Source organism: Loktanella sp. SALINAS62 (assembly GCF_018263905.1).
In the GTDB taxonomy this organism is placed as follows: domain Bacteria; phylum Pseudomonadota; class Alphaproteobacteria; order Rhodobacterales; family Rhodobacteraceae; genus Loktanella.
The window spans coordinates 452,643-472,666 of sequence record NZ_JAAFZU010000055.1; the positions used below are offsets into that span (position 1 = coordinate 452,643).

Consider the following 20,024-nt stretch of genomic DNA (forward strand, 5'->3'; position numbering starts at 1 on the left):
ATGCTGCCGCCAGCCGCACAATAGGGGGACGGTGCCATTTTCAGTTACTGCACCGATCCCGACACCTTGGACGGGCTGGCGTGGCTGTCGTGCTATCTGACGACTGGCAAACATATCGGTTTTTACTGGTCGTTCGGCACGGTGCTGTTGCTACTGGCGATCACAGCGCCGACAGCGTTGCTGTTTGGCTATGGCGGGGCCAGCGCGGCGCGCAGCCGGGTCGCCCCGATCCGCTGGTTCGGCAAAACTTATATGGCGATTGTGCGGGGCGTGCCGGACATCGCGTTTTTCCTGTTCTTCGTCATCGCGCTGGATCAGGGCATCGAATACCTGCGTCACGTCACGCTTTGCCCCGACTGGGGCCAATCTGTCCGGCAGGGCAACGATTTCGTGGTCTGTACGGCCGCCAAGATGCCGCTGGGCAATGCGCCGCAATGGCTGCACGAGGTCTATGGCGCAGGTCTGGCTGTCCTGACATTCGCCATCGTATTCGGTGCATTTGCCGCAAACGTGCTGTTCGGCGCCATGCGTGCCGTGCCGCGCGCGCAGCTGGAAACGGCAGAAGCCTACGGCATGACCCGGCGGCAGGTGACGCGCCGCGTGCTGGTGCCACAGATGTGGGTCTACGCCTTGCCCGGTTTGTCGAACCTGTGGATGGTCCTGATCAAGGCCACGCCGCTGCTGTTCCTGCTTGGCGTCGAAGATATCGTCTATTGGGCGCGGGAATTGGGTGGCACGAAAACGGCCCGTTTCACAGATTACCCGCACGGTGATTGGCGGGTCTATTACTTTGCCTTTCTGCTGGTGTTCTATCTGGCCTTTACCAAGGTGTCAGAGGTTGTGCTGTCGCGCGTGATGGCCCGCCTGACACGCGGGCAGGCCACATCAGGCGGCGAAGCGCAAAGGAAAGCCGCATGAGCTGCTGGCAGACGGTCACAGATTACGCATTCCGGTCGTTGGGATATGGCGAACGTCTGTTACCCCGGACCGATTTTACCCTGTGCCAACAGTTCACGCTGATCGGGTCGGGCATGATCTGGAACATCTATTTCGGCATCATTGCCCTTGGATGTGGGTTCGTGCTGGCGACCGCACTGGCACTGGGCAAGGCATCGACCGTCAAGGCACTGCGCAAACCGTCGGAATGGTTCATCTTTCTGTTTCGCGGCTCGCCTTTGTTTATCCAGTTCTTTTTTGCCTACTTTTTGTTTCAGTCGCTGTCGTCACAATACCCGTTCTTTTCAGGCTTCACCTCTGCCTGGCTGGGGGCGTTGGTTGTGCTGTTTTTCAACACCTCGGCCTATTCGGCAGAGATTTTCTTTGGCGCGCTGCAGTCCATTCCCAAGGGCGATACCGAAGCCGCGGACGCGTACGGCCTGTCGGGCTGGACGCGGTTCAGGCGGGTGATCTGGCCGACGATGCTGCGACTGGCCTGGCCTGCCTACACGAACGAGGCCATTTTCCTGTTCCACGCCACCACGCTGGTGTTCTTCAGCGGATTTCCGGCGATTCAGCAGCGCGGCGACGCGCTGTATTACGCCAGCTATTTCGCGGACAAGACGTTCAACCCCTTTGTCCCCTACCCGATCCTTGCAGGTTATTTCATCATCCTGACCCTGTGCATCATCGGTCTGTTCGGCTGGTTCAACGGGCGGCTGAACCGGCACCTGCCATCCGACCGGCGCACGCGGGTCAGATACCGCCCGCAGGTTCTGCGTTGACACAGATTGTCAGTTCACCCCGCGCAGCGTAAGGCTACACGATCGCCCAAGGAGCATGCGCCATGAGTTGGCTTGACGACCACCCCGAAGTCCGCAACGTGCGGTGCGGCGCCGCTGACCTGAACGGTCAGGCGCGCGGCAAACGGGTGCCCATCCGTTTCGCAAAGAAACTTGAAGTCGAAGGCACCCGGTTTCCATTGTCGGTGCTGAACCTGGATATCTGGGGCGAAGACGTCGAAGACAGCCCGTTGGTTTTCGAAACCGGCGATCCCGACGGCGTGCTGCTGCCGACCGAACGTGGCTATGTGCCGATGCCGTGGTTGCAGACCCCCAGCGCCCTGCTGCCCCTGTGGATGAGCTATGAGGACGGCACCCCGTTCCCCGGTGACCCGCGCCACGCGCTGCGCGCCGTGCTGGAACGCTATACCGCCCGTGGCCTGACCCCCGTGGTCGCCACGGAAATGGAATTTTATCTGGTCGACGACAGCGGCGACGGCATCCGCCAGCCCAAAAGCCCGCGATCCGGCAAGCGGCGTCCCGGTGCCGAAATCCTGAGCCTGCGGGCGCTGGATGCTTTCGACAACTTTTTCAATGATCTGTATGATGCCTGCGACGAAATGGACATTCCGGCAGAGGCCGCAATTTCCGAAGTCGGGATGGGTCAGTTCGAAATCAATATCGAACACGTTCCCGACGCGCTGAAGGCCGCCGACAATGCATGGCTGTTCAAGATGCTGGTGCGCGGGCTTGCCCGTAATCACGGCATGGCCGCCAGTTTCATGGCGCGTCCCTACGAAGAATACGCCGGCAGCGGGCTGCATACCCATTTCAGTGTGATCGACAAGGACGGTCAGAACCTTATGGCCAACGACACGTTCGAAGGCACACCGCTGCTGCACAACGCCATCGCGGGCTGCATGAAAGCAATCCCCGATCTGGCGCTCGTCTTTGCGCCGCATGGCAACAGCTATGACCGGCTGGTGCCCGACAGCCATGCGCCGACCGGCGTGTGCTGGGCCTATGACAACCGCACCGCATCGATCCGAGTGCCCGGCGGCAGCTACAACGCGCGGCGTGTCGAACACCGGGTCGCGGGCGGTGATGTGAACCCGTATCTGTTTCTTGCGGCCGTGCTAGGTTCTGCCTTGATCGGGATCGAGGACGACCTGAACCCCGGACCGCCGATCAGCGGCAATGCCTATGATCTGGACCTGCCGCAGATCCCCGACACATGGGAAGCCGCGATCGACCGGTTTGATACATCGCCCATCGCGCGGCGGATCTTTCCCGATCTTCTGGTGGATAATCTGGTGCTGACCAAACGTCAGGAAGCCCGCTATTTCGCGGAACTGACAGCCGAAGAACAATTAGAGCTGTATCTGGACACCGTATAGCGCGCTGATAGAGTCGGCCAAAATACGGACAAGGCAGTTTTCATGAAAATCGGTATCCTGCAAACCGGCCATGCGCCCGATGCGATGCGCCCAGACACTGGCGATTATGCCGATCTGTTCCAGCGCTTGCTGGACGGACAGGGGTTTGACTTTGTTACCTATGACGTCGTGGACATGCGGTTTCCGGACAGCGTGCGCGATTGTGACGGCTGGCTGCTGACCGGCAGCAAGCATGGCGCCTATGAAGACCACGCGTTTATCGCGCCGCTGGAAACCTTTATCCGCGACGCCTACGCGGCACGGGTGCCGATGGTGGGCATCTGTTTCGGCCATCAGATCATCGCGCAGGCGCTGGGTGGCACGGTCGAAAAATATGCAGGTGGCTGGGCTGTCGGGCGGCAGACCTATGACTGGCAGGGCAAGACCGTCGCGCTGAACGCATGGCATCAGGATCAGGTCATCACCCGTCCCGAAGGTGCGCGGGTGGTGGCCAGCAACGATTTTTGCGCCAACGCCGCACTGGTTTACGACGATCGCATCCTGACCGTGCAGGCCCACCCAGAATTTGAAACCGATTTCACTCTGAAATTGGCAGAGGTCCGCGGCGAAGGCGTCGTGCCGGACCCGTTGATCGCGGGGGCACGCACTGCGGCGGCCCATCCGATCGACAACAAAGCGGTCGCGCAGCAGATGGCCGATTTTCTAAAAAGGAACCCCACATGAGCTGGATGGACCAAATCCCGGAAGCGGCACGCCTGTATCTGGAAACCAACCGGCTGGACGAGGTCGAATGTATCATCGCGGATCTGCCCGGCATCGCGCGGGGCAAGGCGGTGCCGGCGACCAAATGGGAAAAGCAGGTTCATTTCCACCTGCCCAACAGCATCTTCTTTCAGACGATCACGGGCGAATGGGGCGAAGCGGCGGGGCCGGACGGCTTTCTGGAACCCGACATGATCCTGCGCCCCGACATGAGCACCGCGACCGCCGCCCCCTGGGCCAAGGACGGAACGCTGCAAGTGATCCACGACGCCTATGACCAAAAGGGCAGACCTGTGCCCTGCGCCCCGCGCAATGTGCTGAAACGGGTCTGCGATCTGTACCACGCCGAAGGCTGGACGCCCGTCGTGGCGCCGGAAATGGAATTCTACCTTGTCGGTCGCAACATCGACCCCGCCAAGGCGATCGAACCGATGATGGGCCGCACGGGGCGTCCCGCCGCAGGGCGGCAAGCCTATTCGATGACGGCGGTGGACGATTACGGCCCGGTGATCGACGACATTTATGAATATGCCGAAATTCAGGGCATCGAAATCGACGGCATCACGCAAGAAGGCGGATCGGGTCAGCTGGAAATCAACCTGCGTCACGGCGATCCGGTCAAGCTCGCGGATGAGGTGTTTTTCTTCAAGCGCCTGTTGCGCGAAGCCGCGTTGAAGCATGATTGTTTTGCCACCTTCATGGCCAAACCGATCGAAGGCGAGCCGGGCAGCGCCATGCACGTCCATCATTCGGTGCTGGATGCCAAGGGCCGCAACCTATTTACAGGCCCGCAGGGTGGGGAAACCGATGACTTTTTCCACTTCATCGGCGGATTGCAGGAACATATGCCATCGGTCATCGCGGTCATGGCCCCTTATGTGAATTCTTTCCGGCGCTATGTCCGCGACCACGCCGCACCGATCAATCTGGAATGGGGCCGCGACAACCGCACCACGGGCATCCGTGTACCGATCAGCCCGCCAGAGGCGCGGCGCGTGGAAAACCGGCTGGCAGGCATGGATTGCAACCCCTACCTGTGCATCGCAGCATCGCTTGCTTGTGGCTATCTGGGTATGAAAAACGAAATCTGGCCCGATAAACGCTTTGCCGGGGACGCCTATAAATCCGAAGACGAAATACCACAGGGTCTGTATGCAGCACTGGAACTGTTCGATGGCGCGCCGCAGATCCAGGCTGTGCTGGGCGAAGAATTCGCGCGCGTCTATTCCATCGTCAAACACGCGGAATATTCCGAATTCCTGCAGGTCATCAGCCCGTGGGAACGCGAACATCTGCTGCTGAACGTATGAAACGCAATGCACTGATGCTGCTGGGCTTTGCGTTTTGCCTGTTCGCGCTTGCCATGGCTGCGGCCAAGACACTGGGAATGATGCCATGAACCCGCTTTATCGCAACGACAGTCCGGGGGTCTTTCCCGAAAGCTGGTATGCCGCCACGTCCGACATCCCGCCACAACGACCTGCGCTGCACGGCACCGTGCGCGCCGACGTGGCGATTGTGGGCGCCGGCTATACCGGGCTGACGGCGGCATTGCGGCTGGCACAAGCCGGGCGCAAGGTCGTGGTGCTGGACGCGCATCGTGCGGGATTTGGTGCATCCGGGCGCAATGGCGGGCAAGTGTCGTCCGGGTTCAACTGGGGGCAAAAAGAACTGGCCGCCAAACTGGGCGACGGCCCCGCGCGCGCGCTGTGGGACGCGTCCGAACAGGCGAAATCCGATCTGCGCGACGCTGTGGCGACCCATGCGCCCGATGCCCGCTACATCCCCGGCGTCGCCTATGGCGTCTATTCGGACCGCGCCCGAGCCAAGGTCCACGCAGAGGCGGATTATCTGGCCCAGACCTACGGCTATCAGACCGAACATCTGGACCGCGACGCTTTTCAGGCCATCGTGCGGGCAAAACCCTATGCCGGTGGCGTGTTGGATATGGGCGCGGGCCACGTGCATCCACTGCGCTATGTCCTTGGCCTTGCCCGTGCGGCAGAATCGGCTGGCGTCATCATCTACGAAGCATCCGAAGTGCACCGCGTCGTTCAAGGGACACCGGCAAAGGTGCAGACCGGACGCGGGCATGTGCTTGCCGATCATGTCATATTGGCGGGCAACGGTTATCTGCCGGGGATTTCGCCCGCGGTCGCAGCCAAGGTCATGCCGATCAATTCGTTCATCGGGGCCACCGCACCGCTTGGCGATCTTGCGGACGACATCCTGACCCGCGACATCGCCGTGGCGGATGAAAAGTTCGTCGTGAATTATTTCCGCCTGTCAGAAGACCGCCGCCTGCTGTTTGGTGGGCGCGAAAGTTATTCCATCGGGTACCCGCGCGACATCAAGTCGGCGCTGGTCGCACGCATGTTGTCGTTGTTCCCGCAACTGGACGGCGTGGCAATGGATTACGTCTGGGGCGGCACACTGGGGATCACCATGACCCGCCTGCCCGCGTTGCAGCGGGTCGCACCGAACGTCCTGTCCGGTGCCGGATTTTCCGGCCACGGCGTCGCCTTGTCCGGTTTCGCAGGCCGCGTCATGGCAGAGGCGGTTATCGGCCAGACCGACCGTTTCGATGTGATGGCCAAACTGCCTGTCCCGAACTTTCCGGGCGGCACAGCGCTGCGCGCCCCCCTGCTGGGGCTGGCGATGACGTGGTATGGTCTACGCGACCGGTTGGGAATCTGACCGATCATTCCTATGTCAGGGTGACCAGACAGGAGTAAGCCCATGGCCGGTGGATGGACCCGCGACGGCGCGGTAAACGAACAGATCGAAGCGTCGATCCAAGATGAACTGGCACGCCTGAAGGCGCGTCAGGGTGCGCGCGGTGAAAGCCGCACGCATTGCGTGGATTGCGAAGAACCGATTCCCGAACGGCGACGCGACGCGATCCCCGGGGTGACCCTGTGTGTGGAATGCCAGCAAGACCGGGACGGGCGCAACCGGATGCGCAGCGGCGGGATCAACCGCCGCGGATCAAAGGACAGCCAACTGAAATAGGCGTCACTTGCTGAGCTTAGACAGCTTTTCTTGCATTTCGGCCAGTTGAGCCTTGATCACGTCCAGATCATCGTTGCTGGCAGTATCTTTTTTCGGGGGTGTTTCCGTTTCGCTTCGCGATGAAGCTCCGGCAATGCCGCCTGACATCGCCTTGAAAAACGCCTCTTGCTGCGCGCGCATGGCATCGAACCCCGGCATGTTGGCCATCGGGTTCATACTGGTCATGTTTTCCATCGCCTTGCTTTGCCCGTTGCGCAGCATTTCAAAACTGGCGGTCAGAAATTGCGGGACCACAGACGTGGCCTGTGTTGTGTAACCCCGCACCAGATCGGTCAGCAAATCGACACCCAGCACGGCTTCGCCGTGGCTTTCGTGTTCCGCGATAATTTGCAGCAGGTATTGCCGGGTCAGGTCGTCACCCGATTTCAGGTCGACAATCTGCACTTCGCGGCCATCGCGAATAAACGACGCGATGTCGTCCAGTGTCACGTAATCGCTGGTTTCGGTGTTGTATAAACGGCGGCTGGCGTAGCGTTTGATAAGCAGTGGTTTATCAGTATTGGCCACAATCGAACCTCTGGGGCTGGGGGCGGTTCGATGATGCTATGCCGCATCTGCATAAAAAGAAAGCATTGGCCGCATGACCCAACGAAAAAGACGCGCCCCGGAACAGGACGCGTCTTTGAATACTTCAGGCGGCTTTGCTTACTTTGAAGCAGCGGTCGCTTTTTTCGTGGCGTCGGTCATCTCTGACGATGCTTTTTTCGCGGCTTTGGTCATGTCCTCGGACATGTCCTTGCCAGCTGCCATCATCAGTTCCAGCGTCTGGGTCTGCACCTTTTTCGCGATCTCTGCAAAAGCGGCCATATGCTCTGCTGCGGATTCGGCGTTGGCGGATGCAAAGTCAGTCATCGACTTGGCGTAATCTGCGGGTTCTGCCTTGGCTTTGGTCAGGTCCTGCATTTTCTTCAGCGTTTCTTCTGCCCACTTGGCGGACAGCTGCGCGGATTCCTGTGCTGCGGAAAGCGACACGGTCGACAGCTTTTCGGCCAGCGATGTCTGGGATTTGTAGGCGTCTTCCATCGCTTTGGTGTCGACGGGGAATGCGTTCATCATGTCTTTGAACACTGCGGTGAAATCTTGATTGTTAGCCATTGGTGCGTCCTTCCGGTTAAAGCCAGGGCTGCTGCCGTGGCGTCTGTCTGTGCACCCTAGTTAGATGCTGCACTGCAGCATTTCAAGATGTTTCTGCAGTGCAGCGTAAAAATTTATACGCGCACGCAAATTGGCTTATTGCGTTGTCATTAAACGATTTTCCGCCATCATGACGTGACATAAGTGCCAGGCGCGGGTGACAAAGGGGGGTAATCTTTTGATCCAGGTTGCCGTTGCGGCACCTTTTGACCAGACCGGGGCGCCAGCCAGTCAGACCATGATTGCCACCAACTTCCACTGTGCTGCTGGGCCTGATCTTTCCAGTCATCGGGTGACAGCGAAAGGTCTGCGTTGGTCCAATATCCGTATTTGTTTTTGTGCGGTGGATTGACGATCCCTGCAATGTGACCGGACCCCGACAGGATGAACGTCCTGTCCGTCGATCCCATTTTCTGCACGCCGCGATAACTGCTTTTCCATGCGGCGATGTGGTCGGTTTCGCAGGCGATCGCGCACAGCGGCACATCCACATCGGAAATACGCGCGGTGTGCCCCGCCACATCGAATCCGTGGGTCGCGAAACTGTCGCCCTGACACAGCCCGCGCAGGTATTCAGTGGCCATTGCGCCGGGCAGATTCGTTGCATCGCCGTTCCAGTAAAGCAGATCGAACGCGGGTGGCGCCTGTCCCATCATGTAACTTTTGATCGCCGGACCGTAGATCAGATCATTGGACCGCAGGTAGGAAAACGTCCGCGACATATAGTAGGAATCAAGCACGCCACGGGCGGCTGCCTCTTTTTCGAGACCGTCGACAAAGTCGTCTTCAAGGAAAACACCGACTTCGCCTCGGTCGGAAAAATCGGTCAACGCGGTGAACAGCGTGGCGGAATTGACGTAATCCAGCCCGCGCTGTTTCAGGATCGACAATGTCAGCGACAAGGTAGTGCCCGCGATACAGTAACCGATCGTGTTGACCTTTGGCACGGCGCAGATTTCCTGCACGGCCTGAATGGCACGCAAGAACCCGTCGGTGATGTAATCGGCCATCCGCGTCGACGCATAGGATGCATCGGGATTGACCCAGGACACGACGAACACCGTATACCCCTGCGCCACCGCCCATTTGATAAAGCTGTTTTCCGGCTTCAGGTCCAAAATATAGAATTTGTTGATCCACGGCGGAAAGATGATCAGCGGGATGTCGTGAACATCATCCGTCGTCGGCGCATATTGGATCAATTCGAACATCGGGTTGCGGAACACCACTTCTCCCGGTGTTGTCGCCAGATTTTCACCGACCCTGAACGCGTCCTTGTCGGCCAGTGTGATGACCAGATCGCCGTTATTTGCTTCCAGATCGCGGACAAGGTTTTCCAATCCACGCACAAGGCTTTCACCTTCGGTCTCGACCGCCAGCGACAGCGCTTCGGGGTTGGTTGCCAGAAAGTTGGTGGGCGAAAACAGGTTGACGATCTGGTCGGAAAAGAAGCGCAGTCGCTTCTTTTCCTGCGGATCAAGGTCAGTGATGTCTTCTACAGCTTGGGTGATCGCTTCGGCGTTGTGCTGGTACTGCCGTTTGACGAAGTTAAAGTACGGGTTTGTTTTCCACAGGGCATGGCTGAACCTGCGATCATCGGGGCCATCGTCCTGCGGTGCTTCGATCCTGCCTTCGGCCAAAAGGTGCTGCGCCTCGACGAAATGCGTGACGGATTTGCTCCAGAATGACAGCTGGTGTTCGATCAGCTTGGCAGGATTGTTGACCATCTCGGTCCAGTAGGCACCCGCAGCCTTGAGGTACAGATCATGGGACGGCCCTTGCAAGGCAGGCGGCACAGGTCTGGCAGATTGCATGGCCGCCATCAAACGTTTCGTCAGATCGTCCACGCGCGCAAGATTCTGTTGCAGGTTTTCCAGACTCGCACCGCTGTGTTCACCGTCCGGCGTATCTTTGGTTGTCATAGCTGCCCCCCCGACATAGCTTTGCAGGTGCAGCATTAAGCTGCCACTGCAAGGAGTCTTCGCATGAAGTATATGATGACCTACGACATGATGGAAAGCATGCGAAACACAAACCAGTGGATGGGGGCGACTGCCCGCGCATTCGCAAGCTACCCGGCCATGGCGATGACAGCCAACCCCGCGATGGATTGGCTGCGCGCATGGGGCGAAGTTACCGAGCGCACATTCGAACGCATGGTGGTCAAACCCGACTGGAACATTCCAGCCCTGCCCAACGACGACGGCACCGATATGGTCGTAACCACGGAAATCGTGGTCGAAAAGCCATTCGCCGACCTGATCCGCTTTCGCGTCGGCAACCGCCCCGATCGCACCCGACGCGTTCTTCTGGTCGCGCCGATGTCGGGTCATTACGCAACATTGGTGCGCAAGACAGTTGTCAGCCTGCTGCCCGATTGCGACGTCTATGTGACAGACTGGCACAATGCGCGCGAGATTCCTGTCAGCGCCGGGAAATTCGATATCGAAGATTCGACGCTGTATCTGGTCGATTTCATGCGTGAACTGGGCAGCGACCTGCATGTGATCGCGGTCTGTCAGCCTGCCCCGCTGACCCTGGCCGCCGTCGCCTATCTGGCCGAAGAAGACCCCAGCGCGCAGCCCCGCACAATGACACTGATCGGCGGGCCGATCGACCCTGACGCCAACCCCACAGCCGTCACCGATTTCGGTCATTCGGTCACGATGGGCCAGTTGGAAGAATCCATGATCCAGCGGGTCGGGTTCAAGTACAAGGGCGTCGGCCGCAAGGTGTATCCGGGCCTGCTGCAGCTATCATCGTTTATTTCGATGAACGGCGAATTGCACGCCGCGGCGTTCCGCGATCAGATTATCGCCACGGCCAAGGGCGAAGCGTCCGATCACGACAAGCACAACGAATTTTACGACGAATATTTGGCCGTCATGGACATGCCCGCCGAATTCTATCTGTCGACGGTGGAACGCGTGTTCAAGAACCGCGATATCGCGCGCAACGATTTCAGCGTGGCAGGTAAAATGGTGGATATCGGCAAGATCTCGACCGTTGCCGTCAATATTGTCGAAGGCGAAAAAGACGACATTTCAGCGCCCGGTCAATGCCTTGCGGCGCTTGATCTGCTGACGGGCCTGCCCGATGACAAGAAGTTCGCGCACCTTGAACCCGGTGCGGGGCACTACGGTATTTTCGCCGGTGGCAAATGGCGCAAGAACATCCGCCCGCTGGTGCTGGAATTCATCGACGCACATTCCGAAAAGGCTGCTACCAGCCGCAAAAAAACCAGCCGCAAATCCAGTCAAACATCCAAGTCCGAAGATACTGAACCCGCGAATGTGCCGGTCTAATGTGCTAGTCAGACGTCTTGGTTCTGACGTCTGACGTCAGCGCAAAACCAGCGGCTGATCCATCCATGTGCGCAACGCTGCGTTGGTCTGCACGGGCTGTTCGAGCGTTGGCAGGTGGCCTGCATCTTCGATGATCTTGTGCTGCGCATAGGGGATGAGGTCGGCCATGAATTGTTGGCGCCGCAGCGGATAAACGGTGTCATGTTCGCCACTCAGGATCAGCGTTGGCTGGCGCATCTTGCGGATGATCGGCGTCTGATCCGGCCTGCGCTGCATCGCACGGGCCTGCGCGACATAGGCATCCGGCCCGACATCGCGGGCCATATCGGCCAGCAACGACAGGACGTCGGACCGATGTGGTCCCTGTGCGATCGACGTGGCGGGCAGTTCATCCAGCGCCACATCACAAAACCGGCCCGACCGCGCGGCCACGATACGCGGTTCACGTCCGGCGGCGATTTCCGGCAGTTCCGACTGGGCAGAGCTGTTGATCAGGGCCAGCCGCGTCACGCGGGCCGGGTCCTGCCGCACGACCTCCAGTGCTACAAAGCCACCCATCGAAAGACCCACCAACGCGAACCGCGGCGGCGCGATGGCCAGCACATGGCGTGCGATCTGTTCCATGCTGTCGGCTGTGCCGGTCGGGATGCAGATAATCGGGGACGTCGCGGAAAACGCGGCAATCTGCGGGCGGAACACGCGCGCATCGCATAACATCGGTGGCAGAAAAACAATCGGGTCCGGCATTGGTTGGTGGCCTGTTCTTTTTTCCTACCATGTCAAAGCGCGACAGGCTTTCGCAACCCCGGCCTAACGATGCGACCCCAGTTCACGCACGCAGGGCCGATACAGAGTCCAAAGTGCCACATCCCGATCGCAAAGATCACGCCGGGTGCAAGTGTCAGCGCGGTTTCCAACGTCGCAAGTGCGCCCGGCGTCTGGTCGACCACGCCGCTGTCGGATGCGCGCCAGCCCGCGGTCTGTAGGATCAGCCCCAAAAGCAACGGCGCCAGCGCGTTGGCGACCTTTTGCCCAAACAGCCAGACGGCGCTGAATGCGCCCTCTATTGCGTGGCCCGATGCGCGTCGGGTCACATCCATCAGGTCGGGATACATCGCCCAGGGGATCTGCTGATAAGCCCCGTTGGTCATCCCAGCCAACAAGAACAAACCACCAAGTGGCCACAGCGATGCGGCAGGCAGCAGCGCACCGATCCCCATCAGCACGATGATATACGCCACCATCCCCAAGACCAACGCGCTGGTCTTGCCCAGTCGGGCCGACAACAGCACCCAGATCGGCTGCGACAGCACGGACCCCACGATGAACAGCGCAAACAGCGTCGCAAAGATGCCCAGCGCGCGGGCGGCCCCTGACAGCAGACTGCCGCCATCGTCCATCACCAGATACAGCGCCGACAACTGCAACCCGGCGGCAATCAGTGCGACACCCAGCGTCAGCACACCGTAAATCAGGGTCAGAATGGCAAAGGGCCGATTGGACAGCACCAGCCGCAGCACGGTGCCAAACCCTTCGGTCGCGGGCCGGTCAATGGTGGGCGCACGGCGGGCCGCGACCAGCATTCCCCAGATCGTCAGCACGATCACCGGGGCCATCAGCATGGCGGCAAAGGCATAGCCGTCGCGCGTATTCCCCGCGATAGCAGGCACCAGCGCCCCCGCCGTCAGCAACCCCAGCGAGGCGAATGTCATGCGGAACGCCATCATCGCGGACCGTTCGCGCGGGTCCTGCGTCATCTCTCCGGCCATGGCACCGTAGGGGATCGTGACACAGGTGAATCCGATCGACGCGATGGCGAAAAACACCGTGACCCACAGCGCGTTCGCCTGCCAGCTCATGCCCTGCGGCACCGCAAACATGGCGACGATCCCGGCACCCAGCACCAGCGCGCCCACAGCGATCCACGGCACCCGCCTGCCCCAGCGCGATGTGCTGCGGTCCGACAGGTAACCGACCACGGGATCGGTCAGCACATCGAACCCCAGCACGGCAAAGGTCACGACCCCGGCGATGCCCGGCGGCACCCCCAGCAAGGTCGTCAGAAAGGTGAACACCAGCAGTTGCTTGACCACGACAAAGACGTTCACGCCCATGTCGGCAAGCCCCCAGCCTGCCTTTTGCCCGATGCTCAACCCCATTGCGCGCCCTCCCAAGCTGGGGTGACGCTAGGCGCAATCGGTGCATCAGCCTAGATGGGACGTGACGTTGCGGCGTCCAGCACCTGCAGGATCGCTGTTTCGATCAGTGACAGACACTGCGGGTCTGAAAATCGGTGATCCGCGCCTTTGACCAGCGTCAGGTGCATGTCGTCGCCGGTCGCGTGTCCCAACAGGCGCAGCGCCACGGATTGATCGACGTCGCGGTCGGCGGTGCCTTGCAGGAACCGCGTCGGAAACGGCAGATGCAGCGGGTCGCGCAGCACCAGCCGGGTGCGGCCATCCGTAATCAGACGCTGGGTGATGATATAGGGATCGCCGTAGTCCGACGGCAATGCGATCTGCCCATCGGTATCCAGTGCCATGCGCTGCGCGGTCGTCGCATTGGCCCACATGCTGTCTTCGGTAAAATCCGGGGCCGCCGCGATTGTCACCAGTCCTGCGATGCGGTCAGGGATCGCACGCGCCAGCAACAGCGATATCCATCCCCCCATGGATGACCCCACCAGCACCAGCGGCCCGTCGATCATTGCAACAGCGGCCTGTGCGTCGTCAAACCAGTCGCCGATGCTGCCATCCGTAAACGCGCCAGAACTGTCGCCATGACCGGAATAATCGAACCGCAAGAACGCGCGTCCCTGCGATTTGCACCAGTCTTCTAAATGGACCGCCTTGGTCCCGCCCATGTCGGATTTGAACCCGCCCAGAAACACCACGGTCGGCCCGCTGCCGTCCGTCAGGTGATAGGCCAGCGTCCGGCCTTGTGGCGTTGTCAGTGTCTTATGCGTCATTCTGCACCTCTTTCAGACCCAATGCGAGGGCCGCCGCCGCCCAACACATCACGGCAAACAGGGCAATGACAAGCGTGACCGACCACGCCGCAATCGCGGCAAACACAGCACCCGCCACGAACAGGACCACCCCGACAATCGTATTGGACAGGGCGGTATAGGGCGTCCGGTCATGTTCATCGGCCATATCCACCAGATGGGTAGACCGCCCCTGACGGACCCCGTGATAGGCGATCATCAGCACGAACAACACCGCAGGCAAAACCAGCGGCACGCCGATCCCGCCGATCGAGCCCAGCACCGCCACGACCGACAGCACGGCCCCCCCCGCCACGCCCGCATAGATCAACACCCGGCGCGACGACCGGTCCGACAACCGCCCCCAGACGTAGGATGACAGCAAAGCTGCCACAGCGCTTGCCAGCACCAGCGCGCCCAGCGTGCTGAAACCGCTATCGGGGGCCAGCACCACAAAGTACGGCGGCGCAAGTGCCGTGCCCACCAGCAAGCTGCGCACCGCGATAAAGCGCACTAGCTGCGGGTCCTGCCGCAACAGTGCAAACTGATCCAAGCCGATGGCGCGTTTGCCATCGCCGGTCGATGATTGCTCTTTCAACGTCGCGAACAGCGCGCCCGATGCGATCCAGAACCCGCCCGCCAGAAAAAGCGCGCCGATCACCAGCGTCATGCGGTCGCCGATGTCGAACAGCAACAACAACGCAAAAGCGATGACCGCAACGCTGGCCGCCGAACTTGCTGTGCCCGTCGCCGTGCCGCGCCGCGACGATCCCACCGTCTTGCCCAGAATGTCCTTGTAACTGGCCGAACAGACCGACCGGGCCAGCGCCAGCACTGCCAGCAGACCGACGATAACCGCCCCTGCCGTCGCCCCGTCCAGCGTCAGACCCGCGATGCCGATCAGAATCGCGCAGATTCCCTGCATCACGGCCCCACCGGCCCAGAACCATTTGCGCACCGCCTGTCCCGTAATGACCGGAGAGGTAAAGAGCTGGGGCAGCAGCGCCAGACTTTCACGCACCGGCACCAGCAACCCGGTCCAGAACGCCCCCGCCCCCAAGGACGTCAGCAGCCATGACAAAACCAGTTTTGGATCGATCAACCCGTCCGCGATCTTGGACCCGGACAACGAAACCACATGGCGCAGGAAACTGCCTGGCTCGTGACCCTGCGCGGTCTCTGACAGGCCACCGGGGCGGTCGGGATCATCTACTAGGTATTCGAACAACTCGTCTGTCATGTCTTGGGGCATCGGCGTCTTTCTTGATCTGTTTTCATGCGATCTAGCACGGTTGCGCTGGTTGACACGCCCGCACAGCACGGCCATTCAAGGCGCGAACATATCCCGCAACCGGGCGCACTCGTGGGCGCCAAACAGACGAGGAGCCGCACATGGCCCAGATCACCCTGACACTTCCCGACGGCAATGCACGCCAGTACGACGCCGGCATCACCGCAGGCGACGTGGCCGCCGATATTTCCAGCAGTCTGGGCAAAAAAGCGATCAGCGCCACGGTCAACGGCCAGCACTACGATCTGCGGTGGCCAATCGACAGTGATGCCACCATCGACATCCATACAACGAAGGACCGCGCACCCGCACTGGAACTGGTGCGCCACGACCTTGCACATATCATGGCCCGCGCCGTGCAGGAAATCTGGCCGGAGACGCAGGTCACCATCGGTCCGGTGATCAAGGACGGCTGGTATTACGATTTCGACCGCGCGGAACCGTTTACCCCTGACGATCTGGCCACCATCGAAGCGCGGATGAAACAGATCATCAACGCCCGCGACGATGTCCGGACAGAGGTGTGGGACCGCGACCGCGCGATCCAGCATTACAAGGACAAAGGCGAACCCTATAAGGTCGAACTGATCGAAAGCATCCCCGGCGATGAACCGCTGCGGATGTATTGGCACGGCGACTGGCAGGACCTGTGCCGCGGGCCGCATCTGCAGAACACCGGTCAGGTGCCGGGCGATTCGTGGCGGTTGATGTCCATCGCGGGTGCCTATTGGCGCGGCGACAGCAGCCGCGCGATGCTGCAACGCATCTACGGCGTGGCCTTTACCAACAAGGAAGACCTGAAATCCCACCTGACAATGCTGGAAGAAGCGGCCAAGCGTGACCACCGTCGTCTGGGCCGCGAAATGGACCTGTTCCACATGCAGGAAGAAGCGCCCGGACAGATCTTCTGGCATCCCAACGGCTGGACGATCTACACCGCGTTGCAGGATTACATGCGCCGCAAGCAGCGCGCCGACGGCTATGTCGAAGTGAACACCCCGCAGGTCGTGAACCGCAAGCTGTGGGAAGATTCCGGCCACTGGGACAATTATCAGGACCATATGTTCATCGTCGAGGTTGACGAAGAACACGCCCGCGAAAAAACGGTCAATGCGCTGAAACCGATGAACTGCCCCTGCCACGTGCAGATTTTTAACCAAGGGCTGAAATCCTACCGCGACCTGCCGTTGCGGATGGCCGAATTCGGGTCGTGCAACCGATACGAACCGTCCGGTGCGCTGCACGGGATCATGCGGGTACGCGGGTTCACGCAGGACGACGCGCATATCTTCTGCACCGACGACCAGATCATCGCGGAAACGGAAAAATTCATCAAATTGCTCGCATCGGTCTATGCCGACCTCGGTTTCGACAACTGGACCATCAAACTGTCCACCCGCCCTGAAAAGCGGATTGGCAGCGACGAAAGCTGGGACCGGGTCGAAGCAGCACTTGGCGACGCCTGCAAAGCCGCTGGCTATGATTTCGAACTCCTTCCGGGCGAAGGCGCGTTTTACGGGCCAAAGCTGGAATTCACCCTGACCGATGCGATTGGTCGGGAATGGCAGTGCGGCACGCTACAGGTGGACCCCAACCTGCCCGACCGGTTGGATGCGTCCTATGTCGCGCCCGACGGCGATAAACATCGCCCCGTCATGCTGCACCGCGCTGTGCTGGGATCGTTTGAACGGTTCATCGGCATCCTGATCGAAAGCCACGCGGGCAAACTGCCGTTCTGGCTGGCCCCACAACAGGTGGTCGTGGCGACCATCGTGTCGGATGCGGACGATTACGCCGACGGCATTGTGGCGGCATTGCGCAAGGCTGGCATCCGCGCCCGCGCCGACACCCGCAACGAAAAGATCAACTATAAGGTGCGCGAACATTCCGTCGCCAAGGTGCCGGTCATTCTGGCCCTGGGCGCGCGCGAGGTTGAAGAACGCACCGTCACCGTGCGGCGTCTGGGTGAAAAACAGACACAGGTGGTGGCGCTGGACGATATCATCGCGTCACTCGTCGCGGACGCCACGCCGCCTGATCTGCGCTGACACCCGCAGGGGCGCCGATTTTCACAAGCAGTCGGGGGCGGCTACGGCTGCCCCGCTTTGTTCTGTGCGACCAAAAGTTCTGTGCGACCAAAAACTGATGCCGTCTGCACAAAGCAGACCCCTAAATCGAACCAGACTGACGGATTATTTGCGTCCGACAGACCGGCCAGCGCCTTCGGGCAGGGGCAGATCGGCATGGGCCACCGCGATCCGGTCCAACGGCCCCGCCACGCGGGCGTCAGGGGCGCAGGCCCGTCGCGTCGTCAGGCTGACATGGATCAGCAGATGCTCGCCCGTGGCCAGCAAACGTGACCCCGCCCACATACGATGGAACAGGTGCATCTTTTTGCCTGCCCCCGCCAGTACTTGCGTGTCGATGTGAATGGCGGTGCCCGCGACCACCTCGTCCAGATGGCGGATATGGGTTTCGGCGGTGAAAAAGCTGTAACCGCTGGCCACGTAATCGGCATCGCAACCGACAAGGTGCATCATCCGGTCGGTCGCATCCCCAAAGGCATGCAGATAACGCGCTTCGGTCATATGGCCGTTGTAATCTGTCCAGTCGAGCGGCACCGCCCGCGATTGCGTCAACACCGGCTGCGCCAGATCCGCGACCTGATCAAGGCTGCGCGGCACCACATCCACCCTACGGTCCCGGTCGTTCAACGCCACACCCGCCCCGTGATCGCACGCTTTGAGCCCGCGCAGCATCGTCACAAGCGCATCGTCGCGCAATCGCAGCAGCGCGGCATCCTGATTTTCAGCGGTCCGGGCCGCTGCGAACGGACCCGCCTGCGCCCACCCCAGACCAAGGCCATCGCGGACGACGGCGTCGATTTGGTCCGGGGTTGCTGCGCCATCGCGCACCAGCGCCTGCGCCCTGTCCCACAGGGCGGCGCGCAGGTGGTCGGCAATGGGCACAGCCCCGTCTGCCGTCAGGATCGGTGCCATGCCCAACGCAATCAGATCGTTGGTCGCGCGGTCCAGCGTCGCGGAACTGTTCGCAGCAGAACCGGACAGTTCCACCACCGCCAACAGATACACAGGGTCGCAGGCCCGCACCACCACAATCTGTCCGGGGCGCATCGCGCCCGTTTGCAACTGCGCCAGGGTACAACCGTGCACGCCACACGCGATAATCGCCGCAGGCCGGCAAAGCGACTGAACACGGGCCAGCATCGCCTGTCGGGTCGGCAGATCGCCTGCCGTCTGGTCCACGATCCAATCGGCCCCTCTCACCGCACGGTCGGGATCGGCATGGATAGTCAGGCGCCCGGTGCGCGGCATGGCCACATCACTGAGCGCGGGAAGCGCCCGCGCGGCGCGGTCGATCACAGCAGCGATACGCCGTGACGCCTGCGGGTCCGGATCACAGACCACAACATCCCAGCCCATCAGCACAAAGCGCGCAACCCAGCTATCGCTGATCGCGTCGCCGCCCAGAACGGCCGCCTGTTGCGCCATCACTGGGCCTGCGCCAGATCCTGCATTTCCAGTGCGGCGTTCATATCGGTATCATTGATCGGATCGTTCAATGCCTCTGCCGGGACCGGATTGCGTTTGACCGATGGATCGCAGGCGGTCATCGGGCTGCCTGCATCGCGGATAATCAGGCCACCAGCCGCACGACATTGTTCAAACGACATCGACGATCCAATGACTAGAAATTCGCGCGGCACCGATCCACCGGCCCCGCTGCCACCCATCCCGCCAGCCGCACAGCCAGCCAACAGCGCCATCGCGCCCAAGGTCATCAATTTCGTCATTGCGGCATCTCCGTCAGTCTGGCCAGATCGTAGCCATTGAAATCCAGTACTTCGCGCGCGGCGGCCAGCCGGTCGGCGGGAATGTCGGGCGACCGATCCAGAATCCAACCCGATCGGCCATCAGGCGCACCGACCACCGCCGTGCGATAGCCTTCGTCAACCCATAACACCCAATAGTCGCCGCGCACAAATCCCAGATCCTCTGCGTCCAAAATCAGCCGCCCCGGTCCGACGACATCCGCCCGTCCCGTGACGCGGGCCTCGACCGCGCCATCGGCCACCCGGCAGCGGTGCTGCACCGACAGACCGTCACCGCCCGGCACCGCGCCATAGGTCGCCGTCAGGCCCTGACAGCCATCGGGGATCACGCCGGGAAATCCCGCGACCGCATACCATGTCCCCTGATAACGTTCGGTCTGGAACAGCGCCGCCGACGCGATGGGCACCGTGCGATCACGAAATGACAAAGGCGGTGCATCGTCAGGCGCGTCCGGTGACCCACCGCACGCCACCAGCACCAGAAGTGGCAAGGCCAGTCTTTTCAT

General features: G+C 60.9%; 19 protein-coding genes. 9 read left to right on the top strand and 10 right to left on the bottom strand.

Annotated elements, in window-relative coordinates; translation table 11 throughout:
• Positions 1-36 precede the first annotated feature (36 nt).
• The 7 genes from GZH79_RS16720 to GZH79_RS16750 all read left to right on the top strand — a co-directional run bounded on the left by GZH79_RS16720 (position 37) and on the right by GZH79_RS16750 (position 6,889).
• A complete protein-coding gene (locus GZH79_RS16720) occupies positions 37-918 on the top strand; it encodes an ABC transporter permease subunit (RefSeq protein WP_211645057.1) in 882 nt (293 codons plus the stop codon).
• Positions 915-1,721: an amino acid ABC transporter permease gene (locus tag GZH79_RS16725; protein ID WP_211644880.1), complete on the top strand. Its 807-nt coding sequence runs from the start codon at positions 915-917 to the stop codon at positions 1,719-1,721. Before GZH79_RS16720 ends, GZH79_RS16725 begins: the two co-directional genes overlap by 4 nt.
• A gap of 62 nt (positions 1,722-1,783) precedes the next feature.
• A complete protein-coding gene (locus GZH79_RS16730) occupies positions 1,784-3,115 on the top strand; it encodes a glutamine synthetase family protein (protein ID WP_211644881.1) in 1,332 nt (443 codons plus the stop codon).
• 42 nt (positions 3,116-3,157) lie between these two features.
• Positions 3,158-3,838, top strand: a complete 681-nt coding sequence (locus GZH79_RS16735) for a type 1 glutamine amidotransferase (protein WP_211644882.1) — start codon at positions 3,158-3,160, stop codon at positions 3,836-3,838.
• Positions 3,835-5,187: a glutamine synthetase family protein gene (locus tag GZH79_RS16740; protein ID WP_211644883.1), complete on the top strand. Its 1,353-nt coding sequence runs from the start codon at positions 3,835-3,837 to the stop codon at positions 5,185-5,187. The genes GZH79_RS16735 and GZH79_RS16740 overlap by 4 nt, the downstream gene beginning before the upstream one ends.
• A gap of 85 nt (positions 5,188-5,272) precedes the next feature.
• Entirely contained in the window at positions 5,273-6,574 is a 1,302-nt protein-coding gene (locus GZH79_RS16745) for an FAD-binding oxidoreductase (protein WP_211644884.1), read from the top strand.
• A 42-nt stretch (positions 6,575-6,616) separates the two neighbouring features.
• Positions 6,617-6,889: a DksA/TraR family C4-type zinc finger protein gene (locus GZH79_RS16750; protein ID WP_211644885.1), complete on the top strand. Its 273-nt coding sequence runs from the start codon at positions 6,617-6,619 to the stop codon at positions 6,887-6,889.
• A gap of 3 nt (positions 6,890-6,892) precedes the next feature.
• On the opposite strand, the gene phaR is transcribed toward GZH79_RS16750, so the two are convergent.
• The 3 genes from phaR to phaC form a co-directional block, all read right to left on the bottom strand.
• The gene (phaR, locus tag GZH79_RS16755; RefSeq protein ID WP_211644886.1) at positions 6,893-7,456 is read right to left on the bottom strand and encodes a polyhydroxyalkanoate synthesis repressor PhaR; all 564 of its coding nucleotides are present in this window, start codon (positions 7,454-7,456) and stop codon (positions 6,893-6,895) included.
• A 138-nt stretch (positions 7,457-7,594) separates the two neighbouring features.
• Positions 7,595-8,044 carry a Phasin gene (locus GZH79_RS16760; protein ID WP_211644887.1) on the bottom strand — a complete coding sequence of 150 codons (450 nt, stop codon included), beginning with the start codon at positions 8,042-8,044 and terminating at the stop codon, positions 7,595-7,597.
• A 167-nt stretch (positions 8,045-8,211) separates the two neighbouring features.
• Positions 8,212-10,005, bottom strand: coding sequence for a class I poly(R)-hydroxyalkanoic acid synthase (phaC, locus tag GZH79_RS16765; RefSeq protein ID WP_211644888.1), 1,794 nt, complete (start codon positions 10,003-10,005; stop codon positions 8,212-8,214).
• A 63-nt stretch (positions 10,006-10,068) separates the two neighbouring features.
• On the opposite strand from phaC, the gene phaZ reads away from it, so the two are divergent.
• Positions 10,069-11,388 (top strand): polyhydroxyalkanoate depolymerase, encoded by a 1,320-nt coding sequence (gene phaZ / locus GZH79_RS16770; protein WP_211644889.1) that lies wholly within the window; start codon positions 10,069-10,071, stop codon positions 11,386-11,388.
• Positions 11,389-11,424: 36 nt separating this feature from the next.
• On the opposite strand, the gene GZH79_RS16775 is transcribed toward phaZ, so the two are convergent.
• The 4 genes from GZH79_RS16775 to GZH79_RS16790 are packed head-to-tail and all read right to left on the bottom strand — an operon-like array spanning position 11,425 to position 15,626.
• The gene (locus tag GZH79_RS16775; protein WP_211644890.1) at positions 11,425-12,135 is read right to left on the bottom strand and encodes an alpha/beta fold hydrolase; all 711 of its coding nucleotides are present in this window, start codon (positions 12,133-12,135) and stop codon (positions 11,425-11,427) included.
• A 32-nt stretch (positions 12,136-12,167) separates the two neighbouring features.
• Positions 12,168-13,547 carry an MFS transporter gene (locus tag GZH79_RS16780; protein ID WP_211644891.1) on the bottom strand — a complete coding sequence of 460 codons (1,380 nt, stop codon included), beginning with the start codon at positions 13,545-13,547 and terminating at the stop codon, positions 12,168-12,170.
• 50 nt (positions 13,548-13,597) lie between these two features.
• Complete coding sequence (locus GZH79_RS16785; RefSeq protein ID WP_211644892.1) at positions 13,598-14,356, bottom strand: alpha/beta hydrolase; 759 nt, start codon at positions 14,354-14,356, stop codon at positions 13,598-13,600.
• Positions 14,346-15,626: an MFS transporter gene (locus GZH79_RS16790; protein ID WP_211644893.1), complete on the bottom strand. Its 1,281-nt coding sequence runs from the start codon at positions 15,624-15,626 to the stop codon at positions 14,346-14,348. The genes GZH79_RS16785 and GZH79_RS16790 overlap by 11 nt, the downstream gene beginning before the upstream one ends.
• 140 nt (positions 15,627-15,766) lie before the next feature.
• Between GZH79_RS16790 and thrS the strand changes: the two genes are divergently transcribed.
• Positions 15,767-17,713 carry a threonine--tRNA ligase gene (thrS, locus tag GZH79_RS16795; RefSeq protein ID WP_211644894.1) on the top strand — a complete coding sequence of 649 codons (1,947 nt, stop codon included), beginning with the start codon at positions 15,767-15,769 and terminating at the stop codon, positions 17,711-17,713.
• 144 nt (positions 17,714-17,857) lie between these two features.
• Here the strand turns inward: thrS and GZH79_RS16800 are convergent, their stop codons facing one another.
• The 3 genes from GZH79_RS16800 to GZH79_RS16810 are packed head-to-tail and all read right to left on the bottom strand — an operon-like array spanning position 17,858 to position 20,024.
• Positions 17,858-19,177, bottom strand: coding sequence for a thioesterase family protein (locus GZH79_RS16800; protein WP_211644895.1), 1,320 nt, complete (start codon positions 19,175-19,177; stop codon positions 17,858-17,860).
• The gene (locus tag GZH79_RS16805; RefSeq protein WP_211644896.1) at positions 19,177-19,479 is read right to left on the bottom strand and encodes a hypothetical protein; all 303 of its coding nucleotides are present in this window, start codon (positions 19,477-19,479) and stop codon (positions 19,177-19,179) included. The genes GZH79_RS16800 and GZH79_RS16805 overlap by 1 nt, the downstream gene beginning before the upstream one ends.
• Positions 19,476-20,024: a lipocalin family protein gene (locus GZH79_RS16810; protein WP_211644897.1), complete on the bottom strand. Its 549-nt coding sequence runs from the start codon at positions 20,022-20,024 to the stop codon at positions 19,476-19,478. The genes GZH79_RS16805 and GZH79_RS16810 overlap by 4 nt, the downstream gene beginning before the upstream one ends.